At 70.5% G+C, this 19,185-nt stretch carries 16 protein-coding genes and 1 tRNA gene; 4 read left to right on the top strand and 13 right to left on the bottom strand.

Annotated elements, in window-relative coordinates:
- Positions 1-98 precede the first annotated feature (98 nt).
- Positions 99-171 (bottom strand) — tRNA-Thr (locus DFO65_RS13330).
- A 171-nt stretch (positions 172-342) separates the two neighbouring features.
- Between DFO65_RS13330 and DFO65_RS13335 the strand changes: the two genes are divergently transcribed.
- Positions 343-1,434 carry a M20/M25/M40 family metallo-hydrolase gene (locus DFO65_RS13335; RefSeq protein WP_113905037.1) on the top strand — a complete coding sequence of 364 codons (1,092 nt, stop codon included), beginning with the start codon at positions 343-345 and terminating at the stop codon, positions 1,432-1,434.
- Positions 1,435-1,459: 25 nt separating this feature from the next.
- Here the strand turns inward: DFO65_RS13335 and DFO65_RS13340 are convergent, their stop codons facing one another.
- The gene (locus DFO65_RS13340) at positions 1,460-2,602 is read right to left on the bottom strand and encodes a DNA polymerase III subunit delta' (protein WP_113904939.1); all 1,143 of its coding nucleotides are present in this window, start codon (positions 2,600-2,602) and stop codon (positions 1,460-1,462) included.
- The gene (tmk, locus tag DFO65_RS13345) at positions 2,603-5,170 is read right to left on the bottom strand and encodes a dTMP kinase (RefSeq protein WP_113904940.1); all 2,568 of its coding nucleotides are present in this window, start codon (positions 5,168-5,170) and stop codon (positions 2,603-2,605) included. It abuts the gene before it with no gap.
- A gap of 73 nt (positions 5,171-5,243) precedes the next feature.
- Here tmk and DFO65_RS13350 point away from each other — a divergent pair, with 73 nt between their 5' ends.
- Entirely contained in the window at positions 5,244-6,011 is a 768-nt protein-coding gene (locus DFO65_RS13350) for a lipoate--protein ligase family protein (protein WP_428844228.1), read from the top strand.
- Between the two features lie 50 nt (positions 6,012-6,061).
- Positions 6,062-6,568 (top strand): GNAT family N-acetyltransferase, encoded by a 507-nt coding sequence (locus tag DFO65_RS13355; protein WP_245940762.1) that lies wholly within the window; start codon positions 6,062-6,064, stop codon positions 6,566-6,568.
- Positions 6,569-6,613: 45 nt separating this feature from the next.
- Here DFO65_RS13355 and topA read toward each other — a convergent pair whose 3' ends face one another.
- Positions 6,614-9,391, bottom strand: a complete 2,778-nt coding sequence (gene topA / locus DFO65_RS13360) for a type I DNA topoisomerase (RefSeq protein WP_113904941.1) — start codon at positions 9,389-9,391, stop codon at positions 6,614-6,616.
- Between the two features lie 220 nt (positions 9,392-9,611).
- Positions 9,612-11,396, bottom strand: coding sequence for a methyltransferase (locus DFO65_RS13365; RefSeq protein WP_245940768.1), 1,785 nt, complete (start codon positions 11,394-11,396; stop codon positions 9,612-9,614).
- Positions 11,397-11,459: 63 nt separating this feature from the next.
- On the opposite strand from DFO65_RS13365, the gene DFO65_RS13370 reads away from it, so the two are divergent.
- A complete protein-coding gene (locus DFO65_RS13370) occupies positions 11,460-13,736 on the top strand; it encodes a DEAD/DEAH box helicase (RefSeq protein WP_113904942.1) in 2,277 nt (758 codons plus the stop codon).
- Between the two features lie 53 nt (positions 13,737-13,789).
- On the opposite strand, the gene DFO65_RS13375 is transcribed toward DFO65_RS13370, so the two are convergent.
- The 8 genes from DFO65_RS13375 to ssd form a co-directional block, all read right to left on the bottom strand.
- A complete protein-coding gene (locus DFO65_RS13375; RefSeq protein ID WP_113904943.1) occupies positions 13,790-14,107 on the bottom strand; it encodes an Rv3654c family TadE-like protein in 318 nt (105 codons plus the stop codon).
- Positions 14,104-14,421 carry a TadE family type IV pilus minor pilin gene (locus DFO65_RS13380; RefSeq protein WP_245940769.1) on the bottom strand — a complete coding sequence of 106 codons (318 nt, stop codon included), beginning with the start codon at positions 14,419-14,421 and terminating at the stop codon, positions 14,104-14,106. The genes DFO65_RS13375 and DFO65_RS13380 overlap by 4 nt, the downstream gene beginning before the upstream one ends.
- A gap of 76 nt (positions 14,422-14,497) precedes the next feature.
- On the bottom strand, positions 14,498-14,818 hold the full coding sequence (locus DFO65_RS13385) for a DUF4244 domain-containing protein (RefSeq protein ID WP_245940771.1): 321 nt from the start codon (positions 14,816-14,818) through the stop codon (positions 14,498-14,500).
- 171 nt (positions 14,819-14,989) lie between these two features.
- Positions 14,990-15,592 carry a GNAT family N-acetyltransferase gene (locus tag DFO65_RS13390; RefSeq protein WP_113904945.1) on the bottom strand — a complete coding sequence of 201 codons (603 nt, stop codon included), beginning with the start codon at positions 15,590-15,592 and terminating at the stop codon, positions 14,990-14,992.
- 63 nt (positions 15,593-15,655) lie between these two features.
- Positions 15,656-16,258 carry a type II secretion system F family protein gene (locus DFO65_RS13395; protein ID WP_113904946.1) on the bottom strand — a complete coding sequence of 201 codons (603 nt, stop codon included), beginning with the start codon at positions 16,256-16,258 and terminating at the stop codon, positions 15,656-15,658.
- Between the two features lie 55 nt (positions 16,259-16,313).
- Positions 16,314-16,988, bottom strand: coding sequence for a type II secretion system F family protein (locus DFO65_RS13400; protein WP_113904947.1), 675 nt, complete (start codon positions 16,986-16,988; stop codon positions 16,314-16,316).
- Complete coding sequence (locus DFO65_RS13405; protein ID WP_113905042.1) at positions 16,988-18,157, bottom strand: TadA family conjugal transfer-associated ATPase; 1,170 nt, start codon at positions 18,155-18,157, stop codon at positions 16,988-16,990. The genes DFO65_RS13400 and DFO65_RS13405 overlap by 1 nt, the downstream gene beginning before the upstream one ends.
- Complete coding sequence (gene ssd / locus DFO65_RS13410) at positions 18,154-19,155, bottom strand: septum site-determining protein Ssd (protein WP_113904948.1); 1,002 nt, start codon at positions 19,153-19,155, stop codon at positions 18,154-18,156. Before ssd ends, DFO65_RS13405 begins: the two co-directional genes overlap by 4 nt.
- Positions 19,156-19,185: the final 30 nt, after the last annotated feature.

Genomic DNA, 19,185 nt, shown 5'->3' on the forward strand with positions numbered 1-19,185 from the left:
CACGACAACCAGGACGGTATCTGATTCCAGGAGTGAACCCACAAAAAAGTCCCAAGTCGCGACATCGTCTGTCAACGATGTCGCGACTCAGGACACCGAGCCGCCTGCGGGAATCGAACCCGCGACCTATTCATTACGAGTGAATCGCTCTGCCGACTGAGCTAAGGCGGCAACCGCACCAACTGTAGCCAACCGTGGTGCTCGGGGTCAAAACGGCCGTCCCGGTCACAGGAGCGATGCGCCCGACGACGGGGGCGACCCCCGACCCGGTAGTCTGGAACGAGCAGGGAATCGCAGACAGAGAGGGTGACCCAGGTGGCCGAGTTCGACTCCAAGGAGTTCATGAGTGACTTCCAGGTGCTCATCGAATGCGAGTCGTTCACCGGGGACCCGGACGCCCTGGCCCGCAGCGCCCGTCTCATCTCCCGCATCGGCACCGGGCTGCTCGGGGCCGCGCCGACGATCATCGAGACCGACTCCCGCCCCCATCTGCTGTGGCGCTTCGGCTCCGGTCCGCGCAGAGCGGTCCTCATCGGCCACCACGACACGGTGTGGCCGACCGGCACCCTCGAGACGTTCCCGTTCTCCGTCGCCGACGGGGTCGTCCGCGGCCCCGGCGCCGATGACATGAAGGGCGGCCTGCTCATCGCCCTCCATGCCTTGTCCCGACTGCGGCATCAGCGCGGGAGCCTCGACGGGGTCAGCGTGCTCATCACCGCCGATGAGGAGCTCGGCTCCCCCGGCTCCCGATCGATCATCGAGGCCGAGGCCCGCGGCGCGAAGGCCGCTCTCGTGTTCGAGAGCGGAGCCGCCGATGGGTCCGTGAAGATCGCGCGCAAGGGAGTGGCGATCTACTCCCTCGAAGTCACCGGCCGGGCCGCCCATGCCGGAGTCGAACCGGAGAAGGGCGTCAACTCGACGCTCGAGGTGGCCAACCAGGTGGTGCGGATCGCCGCGCTCCACGACCCCTCGGTCGGCACCTCGGTGGTCCCGACGGTGATGAGGAGCGGATCGACGACGAACACCGTCCCCGCCGAGGCGAGCGTCGGGATCGACTCCCGCGCCGCGACCGTGGCGGAGCAGATCCGCATCGATGAGATCCTCACCTCCCTGTCCCCGACCGTCGCCGGAGCGACGATCGAGGTCAGGGGCGGGATCAACCGGGCCCCACTCGAGCAGAAGATGGCGATGGGCCTCTACGCGCGCGCCCAGCGCCTGGCAGCCGAGCTCGGGCATCCGCCGCTGCGGTCGGTGGCCGTCGGCGGGGGCTCGGACGGCAACTTCACGGCCGGAGTGGGAACCCCGACCCTCGACGGGCTGGGCACGGTGGGTGGAGGCTCCCATGCCCGCAACGAGCATGCCCTGCAGGTGTGGATTCCGCGCCGCGTCGAACTCACTCAGGCCCTGGTCGCCGAGCTCCTCGCCGAGGACTGAGAACTCCTCGGGTCGCTCTCGGCTCTCAGGCGTCGAGCAGCCATGGGTTCGACAGCAGCACGAACGCCGATTCGACGATGAGGACCGGGGACATGTTCGTCTGCAGTCGCCTGCGCGCCTCGGTGATGGCGTCGATGCGCAGCAGGGTCGTGTCGGGACCGTCCCGGTTCGCATGCTTGGCGATGAGGTCGCCCTCGCCGGCGTTGATCCATCCCTCGCGGATCCCCAGCTGGTACATGAGGATGTCGCGGTAGAGGCTCATGAGTTCGAGGAAGATGCGGTCGAGTTCGTCGTTGCGCGCCCTCACCGAGCGCCGCTTCTGCTCCTCCTCGAGTCTCCTCAGCTGGGCTCGGGCCGAGGGCGGGATGCTCTTCTCGGTCTCGATGCCGAGGCTCGTCAGGAGGTCGCGGCGTTCGGCGCGGTTGCGGTCCTCGACCCTGGCCTTCGCGGTCTCCGCGGCATCGTCGACGATACGTCCGGCCAGTCGGATCGTCGCCCCCACCGAGGTGAGCTTGTCGGGGATCTCGAGGATCTTCCTCCGCTCCTCCCCCGCCGATTCGCTGCGCGCCAGGTACTTGGCGCGGCCGATGTGGTTCTGCGCCACCGCGGCGGCCCAATGGGCCCTCTCCTCATCGACGTGGTCGCGTTCGATGAGGAGGGTGGCCACGGCCTCGCGTGAGGGGATCCGCAGCCGCACCGGCCGGCAGCGGGAGCGGATGGTCGTGAGGACATCGATCGGGCTCGGGGCGCAGAGCAGCCAGACGGTGGCGGGCGGCGGTTCCTCGATCGCCTTGAGCAGGACGTTCGCCGTCCGTTCGGTCATCCTGTCGGCGTCTTCGATGATGACGACCCGCCAGGCCGAGTTCACCGGTGCCGACTGCGCCTTCGACACGAGTTCGCGAACCTCGTCGATCGCGATGACCGACTTCTGGGTCGACATGATCGTCAGGGATTCGTGCTGCCCCTTGAGCACCCGCGCAGTGACCTCGGAGGTCGCGGTGCCGCCGGAGATCAGCGCGGCGGCGAAGGCTCGCGCCGCGTTCGACCGGCCCGATCCCGGCGGCCCGGTGAACAGCCAGGCATGTGTCATGGCACCGGGGCTGTGCAGGGCGCCGTCGAGCTGCCTGACCACCTCGTCCTGCCCGACAAGTTCGTCGAAGACGCTCACTCAGCGCCCCTCGGGGTCGTTGAAGCGATTCTGGGTGCGCTCCCTCTGCCTGCGCAGCCGCTCCCTGGCCTGACGCTCGATCTCGGCCTGCGCCTGGAGCCGTTCCCGGCTCGACTGGCGGGGAGCATGGGCGGGAAGGACCGTGGTGTCGGCCTCCTCGGCCGGCGTCGCCTCCTGCCGCTTCCGCTCCTCGATGACGGTCGTCGGCACGTCGTCCTCGTCGTCCTCCCCGTCGGGCAAAGGAGCGCTCGGCCGAAAGCCGTGAGCGGGGAGCACGGTGGTGGCGGCTTCCTCGTCTGCGGCACGGTCGCCCGTGGCATGGTCACCTGCGACTGGCTCGTCGTCGGTCGCCTCTCCGGCCGGGGCGTCGACGCTCTCGCAGCTCGGGTCCTCCGACCCTTCGGCGGCCGGGGCGGGGTCGGGTGCCACGGCATCGAACCGCGCGGTCCGGGTGGAGTCGGCCGATGTCGATGACAGGTCCTCGGCGCTCACCGGGCCCGCCCCTGTGCCCGCACCTGCAACGGTGCCCGAACCATCTGCGGCACCCGTTCCCGCAGTGCTGCCCGCGGCGTCGCCGGCACCCGCCGCGGCCGGCGCATCGGCATCGACACCGGTAGCCGCGGGGCCGCGGCCGATCTCCCGCGGCAGACGGGCGTGGATCGCGGAGAGGATCTGCCCGGTCAGCTCGTCCTCGCTCACCGAGGCGTCGAGCACGACATAGCGGGCCGGATCCTCGTTGGCCCGGGACAGGTAGGTCTGGCGGACGCGCTGGTGGAACTGCTGGTTCTCCTCATCGAGGTAGTTGTTGTCCTCGCGCTCGCCCATGCGGGCGGCCGCGACCTCGGGTTCGATGTCGAGGACGATCGTCAGATGAGGGATGAGCCCCTGAGTCGCCCACTTGCTCAGGGCGAGGATCGTCTCGGGGTCGAACTGGCGGCCCGCCGCCTGGTAGGCGACCGTCGAGTCGATGTAGCGGTCCGTGATGACGATGCTGCCGGCGTCGAGGCTCGGATCGACCAGGGAGGCGACGTGATGGGCGCGGTCGGCGGCGAAGAGGAGCGCCTCGGCGCGCGGGGCCGGGGTCTCGGCGTCGAAGAGCACAGACCTGATCTGCCGGCCCAGCTCCGTGCCGCCCGGTTCCCGCGTCGCCTCGACCTCGTAGCCCTCGTCGGCGAGGATGCGTGAGATCCGCTTGATCTGGGTGCTCTTGCCGGAGCCGTCACCGCCTTCGATGGCGATGAAGAACCCTGGCCCGAGGCGGTCGGCGGGCAGCCGGATCCCGTCCCCGGGCGCGTCGCCGACCCCGTTCGGCGCGCGGAACCCGTGGACGATGTCGACGGCCAGCCCCTGCAGCCGGTGCGGGTCGAAGATGAGAAGGCCGATGATGCCGGCGATGAGTGCGGCCAGGCCCATGACCCCGTAGGCGACCTCGCTCGGAGCGATCTCCCATTCGGTCGTCGCTCCCAGGGGCACGACAGCCGAGATGTCGAGGGCGTTGAGGGCCAAGGCGACGACCGCTCCGCCCACGGCGCCGACGCGCCGGGAGAAGCGATAGGGCTGAGACCGCACCCCGATCCCGACGAGGAAGGCGATGACGGCCGACAGGACGACCTTTCCGGACAGTTCGGCGATCGCGCCCGTCGCGATGAGGAGGATGCCCGAGACCGTGAGGGCGAACGCGGAGACCCGGGGGCGGGACATCCCCGGGGCGAAGGTCGGCCCCATCTCGAAGCCGATGGCCCAGCCCAGCAGCGAGCACACGAGGATGAGCGCGAAGCCTGCCTGTCCGAAGCTGTTCTCGACCGCCGTGGGCTGGGACAGGATGACCGTCGTTCCCAGCACGGCGAAGAGGGCGACGCAGACCCAGGGGTTGGCGATCTTCGCCGGCGGGCGGGAGAGGCGTGCCTTCACCTCGGGGAACGCTCCGGTCATCGACGCCTCGGCGTGCAGCGCTCGTTCCGGAGTGAGATAGATGATCACGGCCCCGACGATCATGGCGACGCCGACGACGAGGCTCATCCACTTGAGCGCGGCGGTGCCGGCCACCGCGCCGCCCAGGATCTGGAACGAGCAGGAGAGGAAGACGAGGAAGGCCGCGGGAACCCCGACCCTGCGCCACGGCTTCGCGTTGGCGAAGGGGTTGAGGCTGAGGAGCAGACCGACGAGCGCGCCGAGGACGAGCCCGCCGATCCACGTCAGCCACGCGCTCGGAGCGAAGCCGAGGACGATGAGCAGGGCGGCCAGGACCACGGCCGCGGCACTCAGCGCGATCCGGCGCGGTCCCGGTCCCTTCGCCTGGAACAGCCGGGCCGGGAGGAAGAGGCCCGCCCCGGCGAGGACGAAGACGATGAGCAGGGAGAGACTGCCGAGGCGGTTGTCGAAGTCGCCCGCCCCGAGTGCCTCGGCGATCACCGAGTAGGGCCGGTCCTGCAGGGTGACGGTCATCCCGCTCGTGCCGGCCACGACATAGCTGACCGCCGCGAGGACGATGAGTGCGCCCCATGCGGCGGTCTCGGTGACCAGCCGGCCGGGGGCGCCGGGAAGCCGATGTCCTGAAGTCGTCAACATGCTCACAGGACAACCATATCCGCCCCGACTGACATAACTCTTGGAACCGTCCGAGGGGAGTACCCTGGTTCCCGTGCATGCGACTTCGGCGCCCGAGCGGGCGAGACTGACAGCGGTCGAGACCTCGGGACTCGATGCCGTCGAGGAGCTGGCGTTCGCCCGGGTCCTCCTCGATTCCGTCAGGCAGGGACGTCGAGGTGCCGCGCTGCGTCTCTACCGTCCGGCGCCGACCGTCGCGTTCGGCGCCCGCGACCGGTTCCTCCCCGGCTTCCCGGCCGCGATCGCCGCGGCCAGGGACCACGGCTTCACCCCGGCGCTGCGCAGCCTCGGCGGGCGCGCGGCCGCCTACCACCCGGGTTCGCTCGTCATCGACCACATCGAACCCAGTGACTCCTTCCTCAGGGACACGAATGCGCGGTTCGCGGACTTCGGCCGGGAGTACGTCGAGGTGCTGCGCGGCATCGGCGTCGACGCCCGCCTCGGCGAGATCCCCGGCGAGTACTGTCCCGGTGAGCACAGCGTCAACGTGGGCGGACGGATCAAGGCCATCGGCACCGCCCAGCGCGTGGTCTCGGGGGCGTGGCTGTTCTCCTCCTCGGTCGTCGTCGAGGATCCGGACCCGATCCGCGCGGTCCTCACCGACGTCGAGGCCGCCCTCGGGGTCGAGTGGGACCCGGCCACGGGCGGAGCGATCTCCGAGCTCCATCCCACGGTCACGGTCGATGCCGTCGCCGCGGCGTTCGCCGCGCACTTCGCCGAGTCCCACGGTCTCGACCCGGGGGCGCCGACCGCCGAGGAGCTCGCCGCTCTGCCCGCGCAGGTGGGCAGGCACGCCCTCTAGATGCGGACGCGCCGGGCAGTCGGGTCGGGGAGCTGGGTACACTGCCTCCCATGACCGAGACCACGATGAGCACGAACGTCCGCGAGGCCACGCCCGAGGACCTGCCCGACATCCTCCGCCTGGTCCATGCGCTCGCCGAGTACGAGAAGGAGCCCGATGCCGTCGAGGCCACCGAGGAGGACTTCGCCGCGGTGATGTTCCCCGCCGACGGACGGCCGAACACCTACGGCTTCGTCGCCGAGGCGGAGGGGAGGATCGTCGGGATCGCGATCTGGTTCTACTCGTTCTCCACGTGGACCGGGAAGAACGGGATCTGGCTCGAGGACCTCTTCGTCGACCCGGACCACCGCGGCACGGGGCTCGGCCGGGAGCTGCTGAGGAGACTCGCCCGGCACTGCCGGGACAATGGGCTGACGCGCCTCGAGTGGTGCGTGCTCAAGTGGAACGAACCGTCGATCGGCTTCTACCGGTCCCTGGGCGCCACGGCCCAGGAGGAGTGGGAGACCTACCGCCTCGCCGGCGAGGCCCTCGCCTCGTTCGCCGACACCAGGGCGTGAACCGGTCTCCCTGAACCCGATCGAGCTCAGGGAGACCGGCCGGGCTCAGGGCGTCTTCGGCTTGGCCGCCGTCGACTTCTTCGCGGCCGTGGTCTTGGCCGTCGTCTTCTTCGCCGTCGTCGAGGTCGACTTCTTCGCCGCCGTGGTCTTGGCCGCCGTCGTCTTCTTCGCCGGAGCCTTGCGCGTCGTCGTCTTCTTCTTCGCCGGTCCCTTGGCCCGCTTCTCGGCGAGCAGGGTCGCGGCGCGCTCGAGGGTGATCGTCTCGACGTCGTCGTCCTTGCGCAGGGTCGCGTTCGTCTCCCCGTCGGTGACGTAGGGGCCGAAGCGACCGTCCTTGACGACGACCGGCTTCTTCGACTCCGGGTCCTCGCCCAGCTCCTTGAGCGGTGCGGTCGCGCGCCGACCCCCGCGCTGCTTGGGCTCGGAGTAGATCTTCAGCGCCTCGTCGAGCGTGATGGAGAAGATCTGCTCCTCATCCGTCAGCGACCGCGAGTCCGTGCCCTTCTTGAGGTAGGGGCCGTAGCGGCCGTTCTGCGCGGTGATCTCGTTGCCCTCCTCGTCCGCGCCGACGACCCGCGGCAGGCTGAGCAGCTTCAGTGCGGTGTCGAGGTCGATGGTCGCGAGGTCCATCGACTTGAACAGGGAGGCCGTGCGCGGCTTCGGCTTCTTCGCACCCCGCTTCGGCTTCTCCTCGGACTCGGGCAGCACCTCGGTGACGTAGGGGCCGAACCGACCCGTCTTCGCCACGATCGTGTGCCCGGTCTCGGGATCGACGCCGAGCTCGAGGTCGCCGTCGCCCTGGGATTCGATGAGTTCGGCGGCCTTGGCCGCGGTGAGCTCGTCGGGAGCGAGATCGTCGGGCACGGACACCCGCTTCGGCTCCTCGCCCTCGGCACCCCCGCTGACCTCGAGGTAGGGGCCGTAGCGGCCCACGCGCAGCGCCACACCGTCGCTGATGCGCACCGTGTTGACCTCGCGGGCGTCGATGTCGCCGAGGTCGTCGACGACCTCCTTGAGACCTTCCCGGTCGTGGTCCTTGTCGCCGAAGTAGAACCGCGCGAGCCAGGCCCTGCGATCCTCCTCGCCGGCGGCGATGCGGTCGAGCTCAGTCTCGAGGTCGGCGGTGAATTCGTAGTCGACGAGCCCGGTGAAGTGCTCCTCGAGCAGCCGCACGACGGAGAACGCCAGCCAGCTGGGGACCAGCGCGTTGCCGCGGCTCGTGACGTACCCGCGGTCCTGGATGACGGAGATGATCGAGGCGTACGTCGAGGGGCGGCCGATGCCGAGCTCCTCGAGCGCCTTGACCAGGCTCGCCTCCGTGTAGCGCGGCGGCGGTGCGGTCGTGTGCCCGTCGGCCTCGACCTGGACCACGGTCAGTGCCTGGCCCTCCTCGACCTGAGGCAGGCGCGATTCGCCCGACTTCGTGTCGTAGCGGCCGGCGTCCTGGCCCTCCTCGTAGGCGGCAAGGAAGCCGCGGAAGGTGATGACGGTGCCGCTGGCGGTGAAACCGGCCTCGTGTCCGTCGCCGAGATCGGCGCGGACCCGGATGGTCGCGGTCTTGCCCTTGGCGTCGGCCATCTGACTGGCCACGGTGCGCTTCCAGATCAGGTCGTAGAGCCGGAACTCGTCGCCGCTCAGCGACTTCGCGACCTGGGCGGGAGTCCGGAACGAGTCGCCGGCGGGGCGGATCGCCTCGTGGGCCTCCTGCGCCGACTTCTGCTTGCCCTTGTACACCCGTGGCGACTGGGGCACGTACTCGGGACCGTAGAGCTCGGTCACCTGCCTGCGCGCCGCGGCGATCGCCTGCCCCGACAGGGCCGGGGAGTCGGTGCGCATGTAGGTGATGTAGCCGTGCTCGTAGAGCGACTGCGCGGTGCGCATCGCCTGGCGGGCGCTCATCCGCAGCTTGCGGCCGGCCTCCTGCTGCAGCGTCGAGGTGGTGAAGGGAGCGGCGGGCTTGCGCGAGTAGGGCTTCGACTCGACCGCGGTGACGGTCAGCGAGTCCTTCCGCGATCCGCCCAGCAGTTCGGCGAGCTCCTCGGCCTTCGCCCGGTCGACGACGGTGGCCGCGGCGTTCTTCAGCCGGCCGGCGTCGTCGAAGTCCCGCCCCGAGGCGACACGCGCCCCGTCGAGGGTCGCGAGGTTCGCGGCGAACGGACTGGCGCCGCCGGGCAGGCCCAGGTCGATGTCGAGATCCCAGTAGTCGGCGGGGACGAACGCCATGCGCTCGCGTTCGCGTTCGACGACGAGCCGGGTGGCCACCGACTGGACGCGTCCGGCGGACAGCCCGGCGCGGATCTTGCGCCACAGCACGGGCGAGATCTCGTAGCCGTAGAGGCGGTCGAGGATCCGGCGGGTCTCCTGGGCGTCGACGAGCGCCTCGTCGATCTCCCGGGTGTTCTCCAGGGCGCGGTTGATCGCCTCGGGGGTGATCTCATGGAAGACCATGCGCTTGACCGGGATCTTCGGCTTGAGCACTTCGAGGAGGTGCCAGGCGATGGCCTCCCCCTCACGGTCCTCATCGGTGGCGAGGTAGAGTTCGTCGGCGTCCTTGAGGAGCCGCTTGAGCTCGGTGACCTTCTTCTTCTTGCCGGGATCGATCCGGTAGTAGGGGTCGAAGCCGTTGTCGACGTCGACGGCGAACTTGCCGTACGGCCCCTTCTTCATGTCGGCAGGGAGTTCGGACGGTGTCGGAAGGTCACGAATGTGGCCCACGGAGGCCTCGACGTCATAACCCTCGCCGAGGTACCCGACGATCGTGCGCGCCTTCGTCGGGGACTCGACGATGACGAGACGGCGGGGTGTCTTCTCGGTTGTCGTCACTCTTGCACATTCCTCTCATGCCAGATGCACGGCATCCGCGCTGGGCGGTTCTCACTGACTTCTGGCCGATCAACTGCTCCGGCCGCTGCTCGTCCACGGCCGATCCGGCCCAATGTAACACTCATGGACGGTCTCGATCTGCATCGGGGGATGGCGTGGAGGCCGACACCGACGGTTCCCGATCCTACAGTCACCGAGGCGGCGCCGGGGACCGCATCGATCAGCGCGAACCGGTTTCCGGGTCTCCCGTCGGCAGCAGGGCGCCCGCGGCCACCAGCTGCCTCACCTGCATGATGAGCTGCTCCTCGAGCGCCGCCGCATCCACCTCGAGGAGATGCGCGAGGGCGACCGCCGTCTGTCTCAGGGTCAGCGTCCCATCCGCCACGGACACGAAGCCGGCCAGCGCCGTGTCGAGGTCGAACACCTGCCCGAAGCCGAGGCCCTGCTCGAGTGTGATCGAGGCCGGATCGGACTCGCCGGGGGTGAGATGGCGGTGCTCGACGAGGTCCGGGGACCGGGTGAATGCGGTGGTCGCCATCTCCTCGGCGTCGACCCCGCTCAGCCAGGAGCGCAGCTCGAAGACCGTCTGCACGAACGCCCCGATCCCGGGCCCTGCGTTCGTCGGCGCCGAGGTGATCCTGACCCGCTCCTTGAACCCCGGGGAGACCGCGCCGGGGGCCTCGAATGTTCGGAAATCGTTATCGTTTCTCTCCATGACGACGTAGCCGAAGACGATCTCGGCGACCTCTCGGGAGTCGAGATCGTCGATCCACGCCGCCGTCGCCCGGTTCCACTGCTCACTCGCCCGAGGGATCCCGCCGTCGCGGATCCAGGTCTCGGCGTAGGCGATCGGGTCGAGGGCTTCACGCTCGATGACGAGCACCGAGATGGCCGGGTCGGTGATCCACGCGTGCGGACCGGACTCCTCCGCCGCGGTGTGAGCACCGATCTCCCAGTTGCCCAGGCACACGCTGCGCCCGCCGGGACGCAGCGCCGCGGGGATCGAGGTGACGAGGGTGCGCACGAGCCGATCGCCGGTCATCCCGCCGTCGCGGTACTCGAAGTCGGGCAGGAGGCCGGAGTCCCGGGCCCCGTCGGCGCGGTCGGTCGGCCCAGAGCTGCTGCTCTCGCGCGTCGTGTCGAGGCTCTCGTGCGTCGCGGTGCGTGGGGTGATGACGAACGGCGGGTTGGACACGAGCAGATCGACCTGTTCGGTCAGCGGCTCGAGCAGGGAACCGGACCGGAACTCGATGGAGTCGACTCCATTGAGCCGAGCGCCGAGCTCGGCCAGCCTCAGGGCGCGCGCGGAGACGTCGGTGGCGATGACGCGGTCGCAGTGCCGGGCCAGCAGCAGGGCCTGGATCCCGCATCCGGTGCCGATGTCGGCGGCCAGCGCGCAATGCTCGCGAGGAGTCAGGGAGACCAGGGTGCGTCCCGCGCCGCCGAGCCCGAGGACGAAATCGCCGTCGAGGACATCGGGATTCACGAGCGTTCCGTGATCGCTGACGAGGTAGAGGTTCTCATCGCCCGGTGCGAAGCCGCGCGGGACCCCAACCGGCAGGTCGTAGGGGGTGATGGCGAAGGGTGCGCTCGCCTCCGGCTCGATGCCGTGCTCGGATTCGATGCCTCCCTCGCACGTACCCGCACCGGGGCGCTCCCCCGACTCGCCGATCTCGACGAGCCCGGCCGAGACCGCGGCTGCCACGGCCTCGTCTCCGAGGGCGCGGCGGAGCAGGGCGACAGGCACCGTCCGCTGGAATCGGAAGAGCAGCGCGAGCACGGCCAGGTCCTCATCGACGGTGCCGGCGCCGTCGCTGCGGTCTCGCCGGCGGCCGAGCAGCCGCTCGCAGCGGTGGATCGCCGGGGCGGCGTTGTTGCGCACGAGTGCGTCCGTCACGGCGCCTCCCCACATCTGCCGCAGTCGGGGTTCGGTGTAGCCGGCTCGGTAGAGCCGCTTCCCCAAGGTGGTGTGGAGGTCGGAGTGCGTCGCGCCGTGGTCAGTCACACGCCGATCCTATCGACTCCCGCCTCCGGCGAGACGTGCGGTGCCTGCGACATAATTGTCCCCATGACCTCTTCGGCACTTCTCGACATCGTCACCGGGTTCGGTGCCAGAGAGGACCGGATCGTCCACGTGCGCGATATTCCACAGCGGTTCGAGCACGAGTCGGCATGGCCCGACTGGGTCGACGAGGAGCTCCGGCACGCCTGCCACGCGATCGGCGTCGACCTGCCGTGGCGCCATCAGGTCGAGGCCGCCGAGACCGCCCGGTCCGGGGCCGACGTCGTCATCGCCACCCCCACCGCCTCGGGCAAGTCCCTGGGCTTCTGGCTGCCCATCCTCGAGTCGATCCAGGCCTCGCGGGACACCCTGCGCACCGCCTCGGCGATCTACATCTCCCCGACCAAGGCGCTGGCCGCCGATCAGCTGGCCAAGCTGGAGAGGCTCGTCGTCCGGGGCGTGAGGCCCGCGGCCTACGACGGGGACAGCTCGCAGGCGGCGAAGGACTGGGCCCGACGGCACGCGAACATCGTCTTCACCAACCCCGACATGCTCCATCGCGGGATCCTCCCGCAGCATCAGCGCTTCACCCGACTGTTCAAGACCCTGCGCTACATCGTCATCGACGAGGCCCACCGCTACCGAGGAGTCTTCGGCTCCCACGTGTCGCTCATCCTGCGCCGGCTGCTGCGCATCGCCGCGCACTACGGAGCGCACCCGGTCGTCATCGGCGCCTCGGCGACGATGGCCCGCCCCGAGCTCGCGTTCTCCACGCTCACCGGGCGAAAGGCGCATGCGGTCAGCGAGGACTCCTCCCCGCGCGCCGCCGGCGCCTTCGCGCTGTGGGAGCCGCCCGTGTCCCCCGGCGGGGACCGGCGCAGCGGACTGAACGAGGCAGCCGATCTCCTCACCGACGCGATGTGCGCAGGCTTCCGGTCGATCGCATTCATCGCCTCCCGTCGCGGTGCCGAGGCCCTCGCATCGACCGTGCGCGACCAGGTCGGCCAGGTCGACGAGTCCCTGCAGGGCAAGGTCGCCGCCTACCGCGGCGGGTACCTCGCGGAGGAGCGCAGGCTCCTCGAATCGGCGCTGCGCTCGGGTCGGCTGCTGGCGGTGGCGTCGACGAACGCGCTCGAGCTCGGGATCGACATCTCGGGGCTCGATCTCGTCATCATCTCCGGCTGGCCCGGGACCCTGGCCTCCCTGTGGCAGCAGGCCGGACGCGCCGGCAGGGCCGGGCAGCGGTGGATGGCGGTGTTCATCGCCCGGGACGACCCGCTCGACACCTACGTCGTCCATCACCCGGAGGTCATCTTCGATGCCCCCGTCGATGCCGGGGTCATCCACCCGGGCAACCCGCATGTGCTGTCCGGGCACCTGTGCGCGGCCGCCGCCGAGGTGCCCCTGACCGCGGCTGAGCTCGTCCACTTCCCCGACAACTCCGCCGAGGTGATCGCCGACCTCGTCGAGCGCCGGATGCTGCGGGCCCGCCCCACCGGCTGGTTCTGGGCCAAGGACTCACCGGCGACGGACCTCTCCGACATCCGCGGCTCCGGCGGCGGGCAGTTCCGCCTCGTGGAGGCGAGCACGGGAGCCCTGCTCGGAACCGTCGACGAATCGGGGGCCCACACCGGAGCGCACCCGGGCGCCGTGTACACGCATCAGGGTGCGGATTTCACGGTGATCGACCTCGACCTCGATGACCATGTCGTGTTCGTCGAACGCACCGAGGTCGACTACACGACGCAGGCGAGGTCGCTGACGGAGATCGCGATCGTCGACACCGACCACCAGCGGGTCCTGCCGTCGGGAGTGTCCGTGTGCAGCGGCACGGTCGACGTCAAGGACCACGTCGTGTCCTACCGCATGAGGGCGAAGCGCGGCGGCGCGATCCTCGCCGAGCATGACCTCGACCTGCCCGAGAGGACCCTGCGGACGGCGGCCGTGTGGTGGACGATCCCCCAGTCGCTGCTCGATGAGGCCGAGGTGATCAGGGCGGACCTGCCGGGAGCGGTCCATGCCGCCGAGCACGCCTCGATCGGGCTGCTGCCCCTGTTCGCCGGCTGCGACCGGTGGGACATCGGCGGCGTGTCGACGGCGCTCCACGCCGACACCGGCATGGCGACGGTGTTCGTCTATGACGGTCTGGCCGGAGGAGCCGGATTCGCCGCACGCGGCAGCGAGGTCATCGAGGAGTGGCTGGCGGCGACCAGGGACACGATCGCCGCCTGCGAATGCGTCGACGGCTGCCCGTCCTGCGTGCAGTCGCCCAAATGCGGCAACGGCAATGAGCCGCTCGACAAGTCCGCGGCCCTGCGGCTCCTCCGGACCGTCCTCGGATAGCCGCCGAGCGGGCCCGGTCGCCGGGCCGGCCGTCCTCGGACCATCGCCGCTGGCTACCGTCCGGCGACGGCCTTCTCCCGCACTCCCGGCAGGGGGCCGGGGATCTCGACCTCCACCTCGACGAACGCGCTCTGCTCGCTCGTCGAGGCCAGGCAGTCCCTCATCGTCGCGCCGTTGCGCTGCGCGACCTCCCTGGCCGCCTCGCACGCGTCGCCCGGGGCCAGGCCGCGAACGACGTCGGCGGCGGCGAGCGCGGCCAGGTCGGCCGCGCTCTGCGCGCTGCTGTGCGCGACGAAGGCCTGCGTCAGCCCGCCGAGAGCCGTGACGACGACGAGGATGAGCGCGCAGACTCCGGTGACGATCGTCGTCATGGCGGGTCCCCCTGGCGGCGTCCGCCTTCGGTGCGGGCGACCGCGGCCGCCTCGACCTCGTCGAGGACGACGATGACCGAGGGCAGCCGGATGGTCACTCGCACCGTCGAGTAGCCGCCTTCGCCGCTGATCACGACATCGGAGGACTCCCCGGCGTGCTTCTTCGCCTCGGCGACCACCGCTGCCGGAGGTTCGCCGCGGGCGATCTCACGTGCGGCCGAGCGGGCGGCGTCGAAGGCCCGCAGCTGGGTGAGGCCGATCGCGGCCGCCCCCGTGAGCACGATGAGGAGGAACACGACGGCGGGCATCACCATGGCGAATTCGGCGGTCGCGGTTCCTTCGTCGCGGTGACGCCAGCGCCCGCGCCCTCCGGGCTCACAGGGGCTCACGTCAGCCGCCGAGGCCGAGCGCCGTTTGGATGACTCCGGTGACGAGCTCCCTGATCGGCTCGGATTTGAGGACGACGACGAGCAGTGCGGCGAACCCGCAGGCCGCGAGCGTGGTGATCGCGTACTCGGCGGTCGTGGCTCCGGTGTCGGGACCCCAGTTCGGCTGATCGTCCTCGAGAGCGTCCGGGGCCTCCTCCGAGGCTCCGTCCGCAGCGGTGTCGTCGGCGGGATCGTCGCGGACCATGGGCGGCCAGGGTGCGGAGAAGTCGGCGTCGTCGGGCGCCGATGGCTCGATGGTCGGATCGAAGATGTCTGTGCTCATGCCTGTTCCTCCTGAGACTTCCGTCCGCGCTGTGCGAACGGACTCCCAGAGTGGAGTCGGCGCCGTGATGGGGTCGAGTCCTGATTCGTCGGCTGTGGATGCCGATCGGTCGTCCACAGGGCGGATGAGCACAAGTGGGGACGCTGTCCCCAGGCGAATGAGGCGAAGTGGCTAGCGGTTGCCCGCCCAGTCGTCCTTGAGGATGGCCATGATGACCTCGTCATGACGGCGGCCGTTGAAGAACACGGCTTCCCTGCGGCGGCCCTCCTCGACGAAACCGGCCTTCTTGTAGGACGCGATGCCCCGGGCGTTGAACGCCCAGGTCTGCAGCTCGATCCGGTTGAGGCCCAGCTGGAGGAACCCGTAGCGAACAGCGAGCCGGACGGCGTCGGAACCATAGCCGCGACCGTGGAACTCGGGTCCGACGATGATCGCCAGTGTCGCGGACTGGTTGATGGGATTGCGGCCGAACAGGGTGACGTGCCCGACGAACTCCTCGGTCTCGGTCAGCTCGATGCTGAAGCCCACCGAACTGGTGTCCCTGTTCGCGCTCCACTGCTGGAACTGCTCCGAGACCCCTCCTTCGGGCCAGGGCAGGACGGTGGTGTTCTGGAGGACCACGATCGACGGATCGAACCACCATTGTTCGAGGTAGGGCAGGTCCTCCTCACGCAGAGCGCGAAGGCGCACATAGCGGCCGGTGAACAGGTTCTCGGCGTAGTCCACGGCCTGTTCGACGTCGGAGAGCTGGTTGAAGGGAGGGATGGGTGCCATTCTCCGACCCTACCAACGCCCACTTGCGAACCCCCTGAGACGCCGACCCCCACCTCGCCGTCCTCAGAAGAACACGGAGGTGAGGTCGCCGAGGAGGGAGATGACGACCGGGACGACCGACAGCAGGAGGAAGGCCGGGAGGATGCACAGGCCCAGGGGCACGACGAGCCTGACGCCGAGTGCCGCCGCCGCTTCCTGCCGTCGTCGGCGTGAGGAGTCGCGCAGCTCCTGGGCCACCGACTCGATGAGCGGGGCCGGGCCCACTCCCGTGCGCTCGGAGAACTCGACGACCTCGAGCAGGGGAAGGAGCCGGTCGTCGTGGGCTCGCTCCGGCTCCCCGATCGAGCGGGCGCGCGCCATCCGCTCGAGCCCCGACCGGTCTCCCGTCGCCTCGGCGGCCAGGGTCAGCGCGACAGGGATGGGCAGCCCCGATGTGAGGCAGATCGAGACGAGATCGAGGTCGAAGGCCAGCTGCTCATCGGTGACCTCGGATCCCTTCGGCATCCGGGGCACGGCCGTCCGGGCTGTTGCCGTCCGGGACGTCGCCGGACCCTGGCCGAGCTCGGTGGTCGACTGCCGCAGCAGTCCCGCCAGGCGCCCCGCGCTCGAGTCGGACCACAGCAGGATCGCTGCCGCGACGAAGGCACCGACGATGAGCGGAAGCATCAGGCTCGCCCCCTCCGGGTCCTCGAACCGGTCGCGGGCTGCGATCGCCTGCCCGTCACCGCTGCGCCCGATCGATCATCCGGCTCATCCAGACGCGTCCGACGACGTAGAGACCGAGCCCCGCGATGATGCTCAGTCGTCCCGGCACACCGGCGACGAGGTCCTCGGGCCGGACGCCGATGAGCAGGCCGAGCCCGATCCCGATGAGAGGCAGCCAGCTGAGCACTCGAACGGTCGCCTTCGGACCGGCCATGGCGATCCGTCGTTCCCTCTCCGCGTCAAGGGCATCCCGCTGTGCCCTCGCATAGCGCAGGAGCATGTCGGCCGCCGGTGCCCCGGACCGCTCCGAGACGGTCCACACGGCTGCCATCCCGGCGAACAACTCGGCGGCGGCAGCGGGCAGGGAGTCGCTGCGCGTCGCGATCGCCTGCCCCGGATCCTCACCCAGGGTGATCGCTCGCGAGATGGGCTGCAGTCGGGAGTTCTGCCTGCTCACTGTCGTCATCACCGCCTGCGGGGTCATCCCGACCCGCAGCAGGTGCGCGCAGTTCTCCACCGTGGAGATCGCCCACAGCCTCTCCTGCTCGGGATTCTCGCCTCCGACCGCGCGTCGCCGCCTCCCGTTGTCCGCACCGCGGCGTCGGAGCAGCTGCCGCAGGCGGGCGCCCGGGTCCGGGGAGGCGCCGAGCAGCACGGCGAGAGCGGTGAGGACGGCGACGACCAGGGCCATCATGCCGCCTTCTGGTCGAGCACGGTCTCGAACCGCGCGAGGGCCCGACGGTTGAATGTCCCCTCGGCCTGCGGCGAGGACCTGCCCCACACCGGTTCCGTGACGACCGTGTCGGACCCGGCACCGGTGACGATCGCGAGCTCGGTGATCCCGCGGGCCGCTCCCGTCCGACGCAGATGGATGACGAGGTCGATCGCCGTCGACATCTGCGAGTGCACTGCCTGCGGACTCATGCCCGCCAGTGCGCCGAGGGCGGCCAGACGGCTGGGCACGGCGTCGGCGGTGTTCGCGTGGATTGTCGCGCACCCGCCCTCGTGCCCGGTGTTGAGCGCGGTGAGCATGTCACGGACCTCGGCGCCTCGGCACTCCCCGACGACGAGCCGGTCCGGCCGCATCCGCAGCGCATTGCGGACCAGGTCGGTGAGTGTCACCTCGCCGCCGCCCTCGACGTTGGCCTGCCGGGCCGCCAGCTGCACGACATGCGGGTGGCCGACGATGAGCTCACGCGAGTCCTCGACGATGACGATGCGCTGCATCGCATCGACCATCCCCAGCAGCGCGCCGAGGAGGACGGTCTTCCCGGTGCCGGTGCCCCCGGAGATGAGGATGTTCGCCCGCGACCGCACCGCCTCCCTGAGCAGGCCCTCGGCCGCGCCGGGGATGAAGCCGTCGGCGAGGAGATCGTCGACCGTGAACCCCGACCGCCGGGGCACACGGAAGGAGATGGTCGTGTGCTCGCCGGCGATGGGTGGGATGATCGCGTTCATCCGCACCCCGTCGGGCAGGCGGACGTCGACGAAGGGACTGGAGTCGTCGAGGCGCCGACCGCCGAGCGCGGCCAGGCGCACGGCCAGGGATCGCACGTCGTCCTCGGAGCCGAGGGAGAGGTCGAGGAGTCCGGGCCCGCTGCCGGTGTCGGCGAAGATCTCCCTGGGGCCGTTGACGAACACGTCGGTGGTGCCGGGCACCTCGAGCACCGACTGCAGCGGTCCGGCCCCGGACAGCTGCGCGGACAGGCGGGTGACGAGCTCGAGCAGCGCCCCGGAGCCGAGCACGCGCCCGGTCCGCTGCACCGCCTCGGCGACGGCGGCCGTCGTCACGGGGCCGGGATTGTCGAGCAGGGTCTTGCGGACCTCGGCGACGAGGGAGGCGTCGAGCCATTCGCTCATGATGCCCACTCCCCGAGCAGCCGGTCGACGAGCCGGCCCAGCCGGGCCCCGGCCGGGATCCCCTCACCGCGGTCGACCGCGGCCGAGAGACCGCGGTCGTCGCGGATGCTGCCGGCCAGGCCGAGGCCGATCGAGTCGGCCAGCAGTTGGGCGTCGAGACCGCCCGGGCCGGTCTCCCGCACGACGAGGCGGACGTCGGGATGCGATTGGGACAGTCGCTTGGCGACCTGGGACGCGGCGACGGCGGACCGGACTCGGGCCGGGGCGACGAGGAGGACATGGTGGCAGCGGCGTGTCCACTGCGGCGGGGCGTGGCGTGGGAGATCGACGATGACGAGATCGAACGCCTGCCCGGCGGCGGCGAGGAAGTCGTCGAAGACGTCCGGGTCGAGGTCGAGGGTGTCGCCGCGGCCCCAGGACAGGATCGCCAGGCCGTCGTGGCGGGGCAGCGCCTCCCGCAGCGTCGACGGTCGCAGCTGCCCCCGGGAGGCGCTGAGGTCCGACCACCTCGGGCCGGGCACCTGTTCGGCGCCGAGGACGAGGTCGAGTCCGCCGCCGAGCGGGTCGGCGTCGACGAGGACCGTGTCGGGACCGGCCCGGCGGGCGAGCGCGCACGAGAGCACCGAGGCTCCCGCTCCCCCGCAGCCGGCCACGACGCCCACCGTGGTCCCGGGGACGCCCGGCGGCTCGACCGCGGCGATCATCCGCTGGCTCAGCCACTCGGCCGCCGACGGGAGGACCGCGAGCTGTTCGACGCCGAGGTGGGCGGCCCTCTTCCATGCCGATGCCGGCTCATCCCCGTCGAGGACGACGAGGATCCTGTCCGCGCGGTCCGTCGCCGGCGCCTCCTTGACGTCCTCACCGAGGAGGATCAGCGTCGAGGCCTGCCATCCGCCCGAGTCCGGGGGCAGGACGGTCAGCGCGATGCCGATGCTCTCGGCGACGCGCGCGCATTCCTCGGTGATCGCGCCGAGGTCGGTGATGAGGGAGACCTGCATGCCCCCAGAGTGAACCGGAGCAGACGATCC

This window comes from Brevibacterium sanguinis, from assembly GCF_003315415.1.
Taxonomy (GTDB): Bacteria; Actinomycetota; Actinomycetes; order Actinomycetales; family Brevibacteriaceae; genus Brevibacterium; species Brevibacterium celere_A.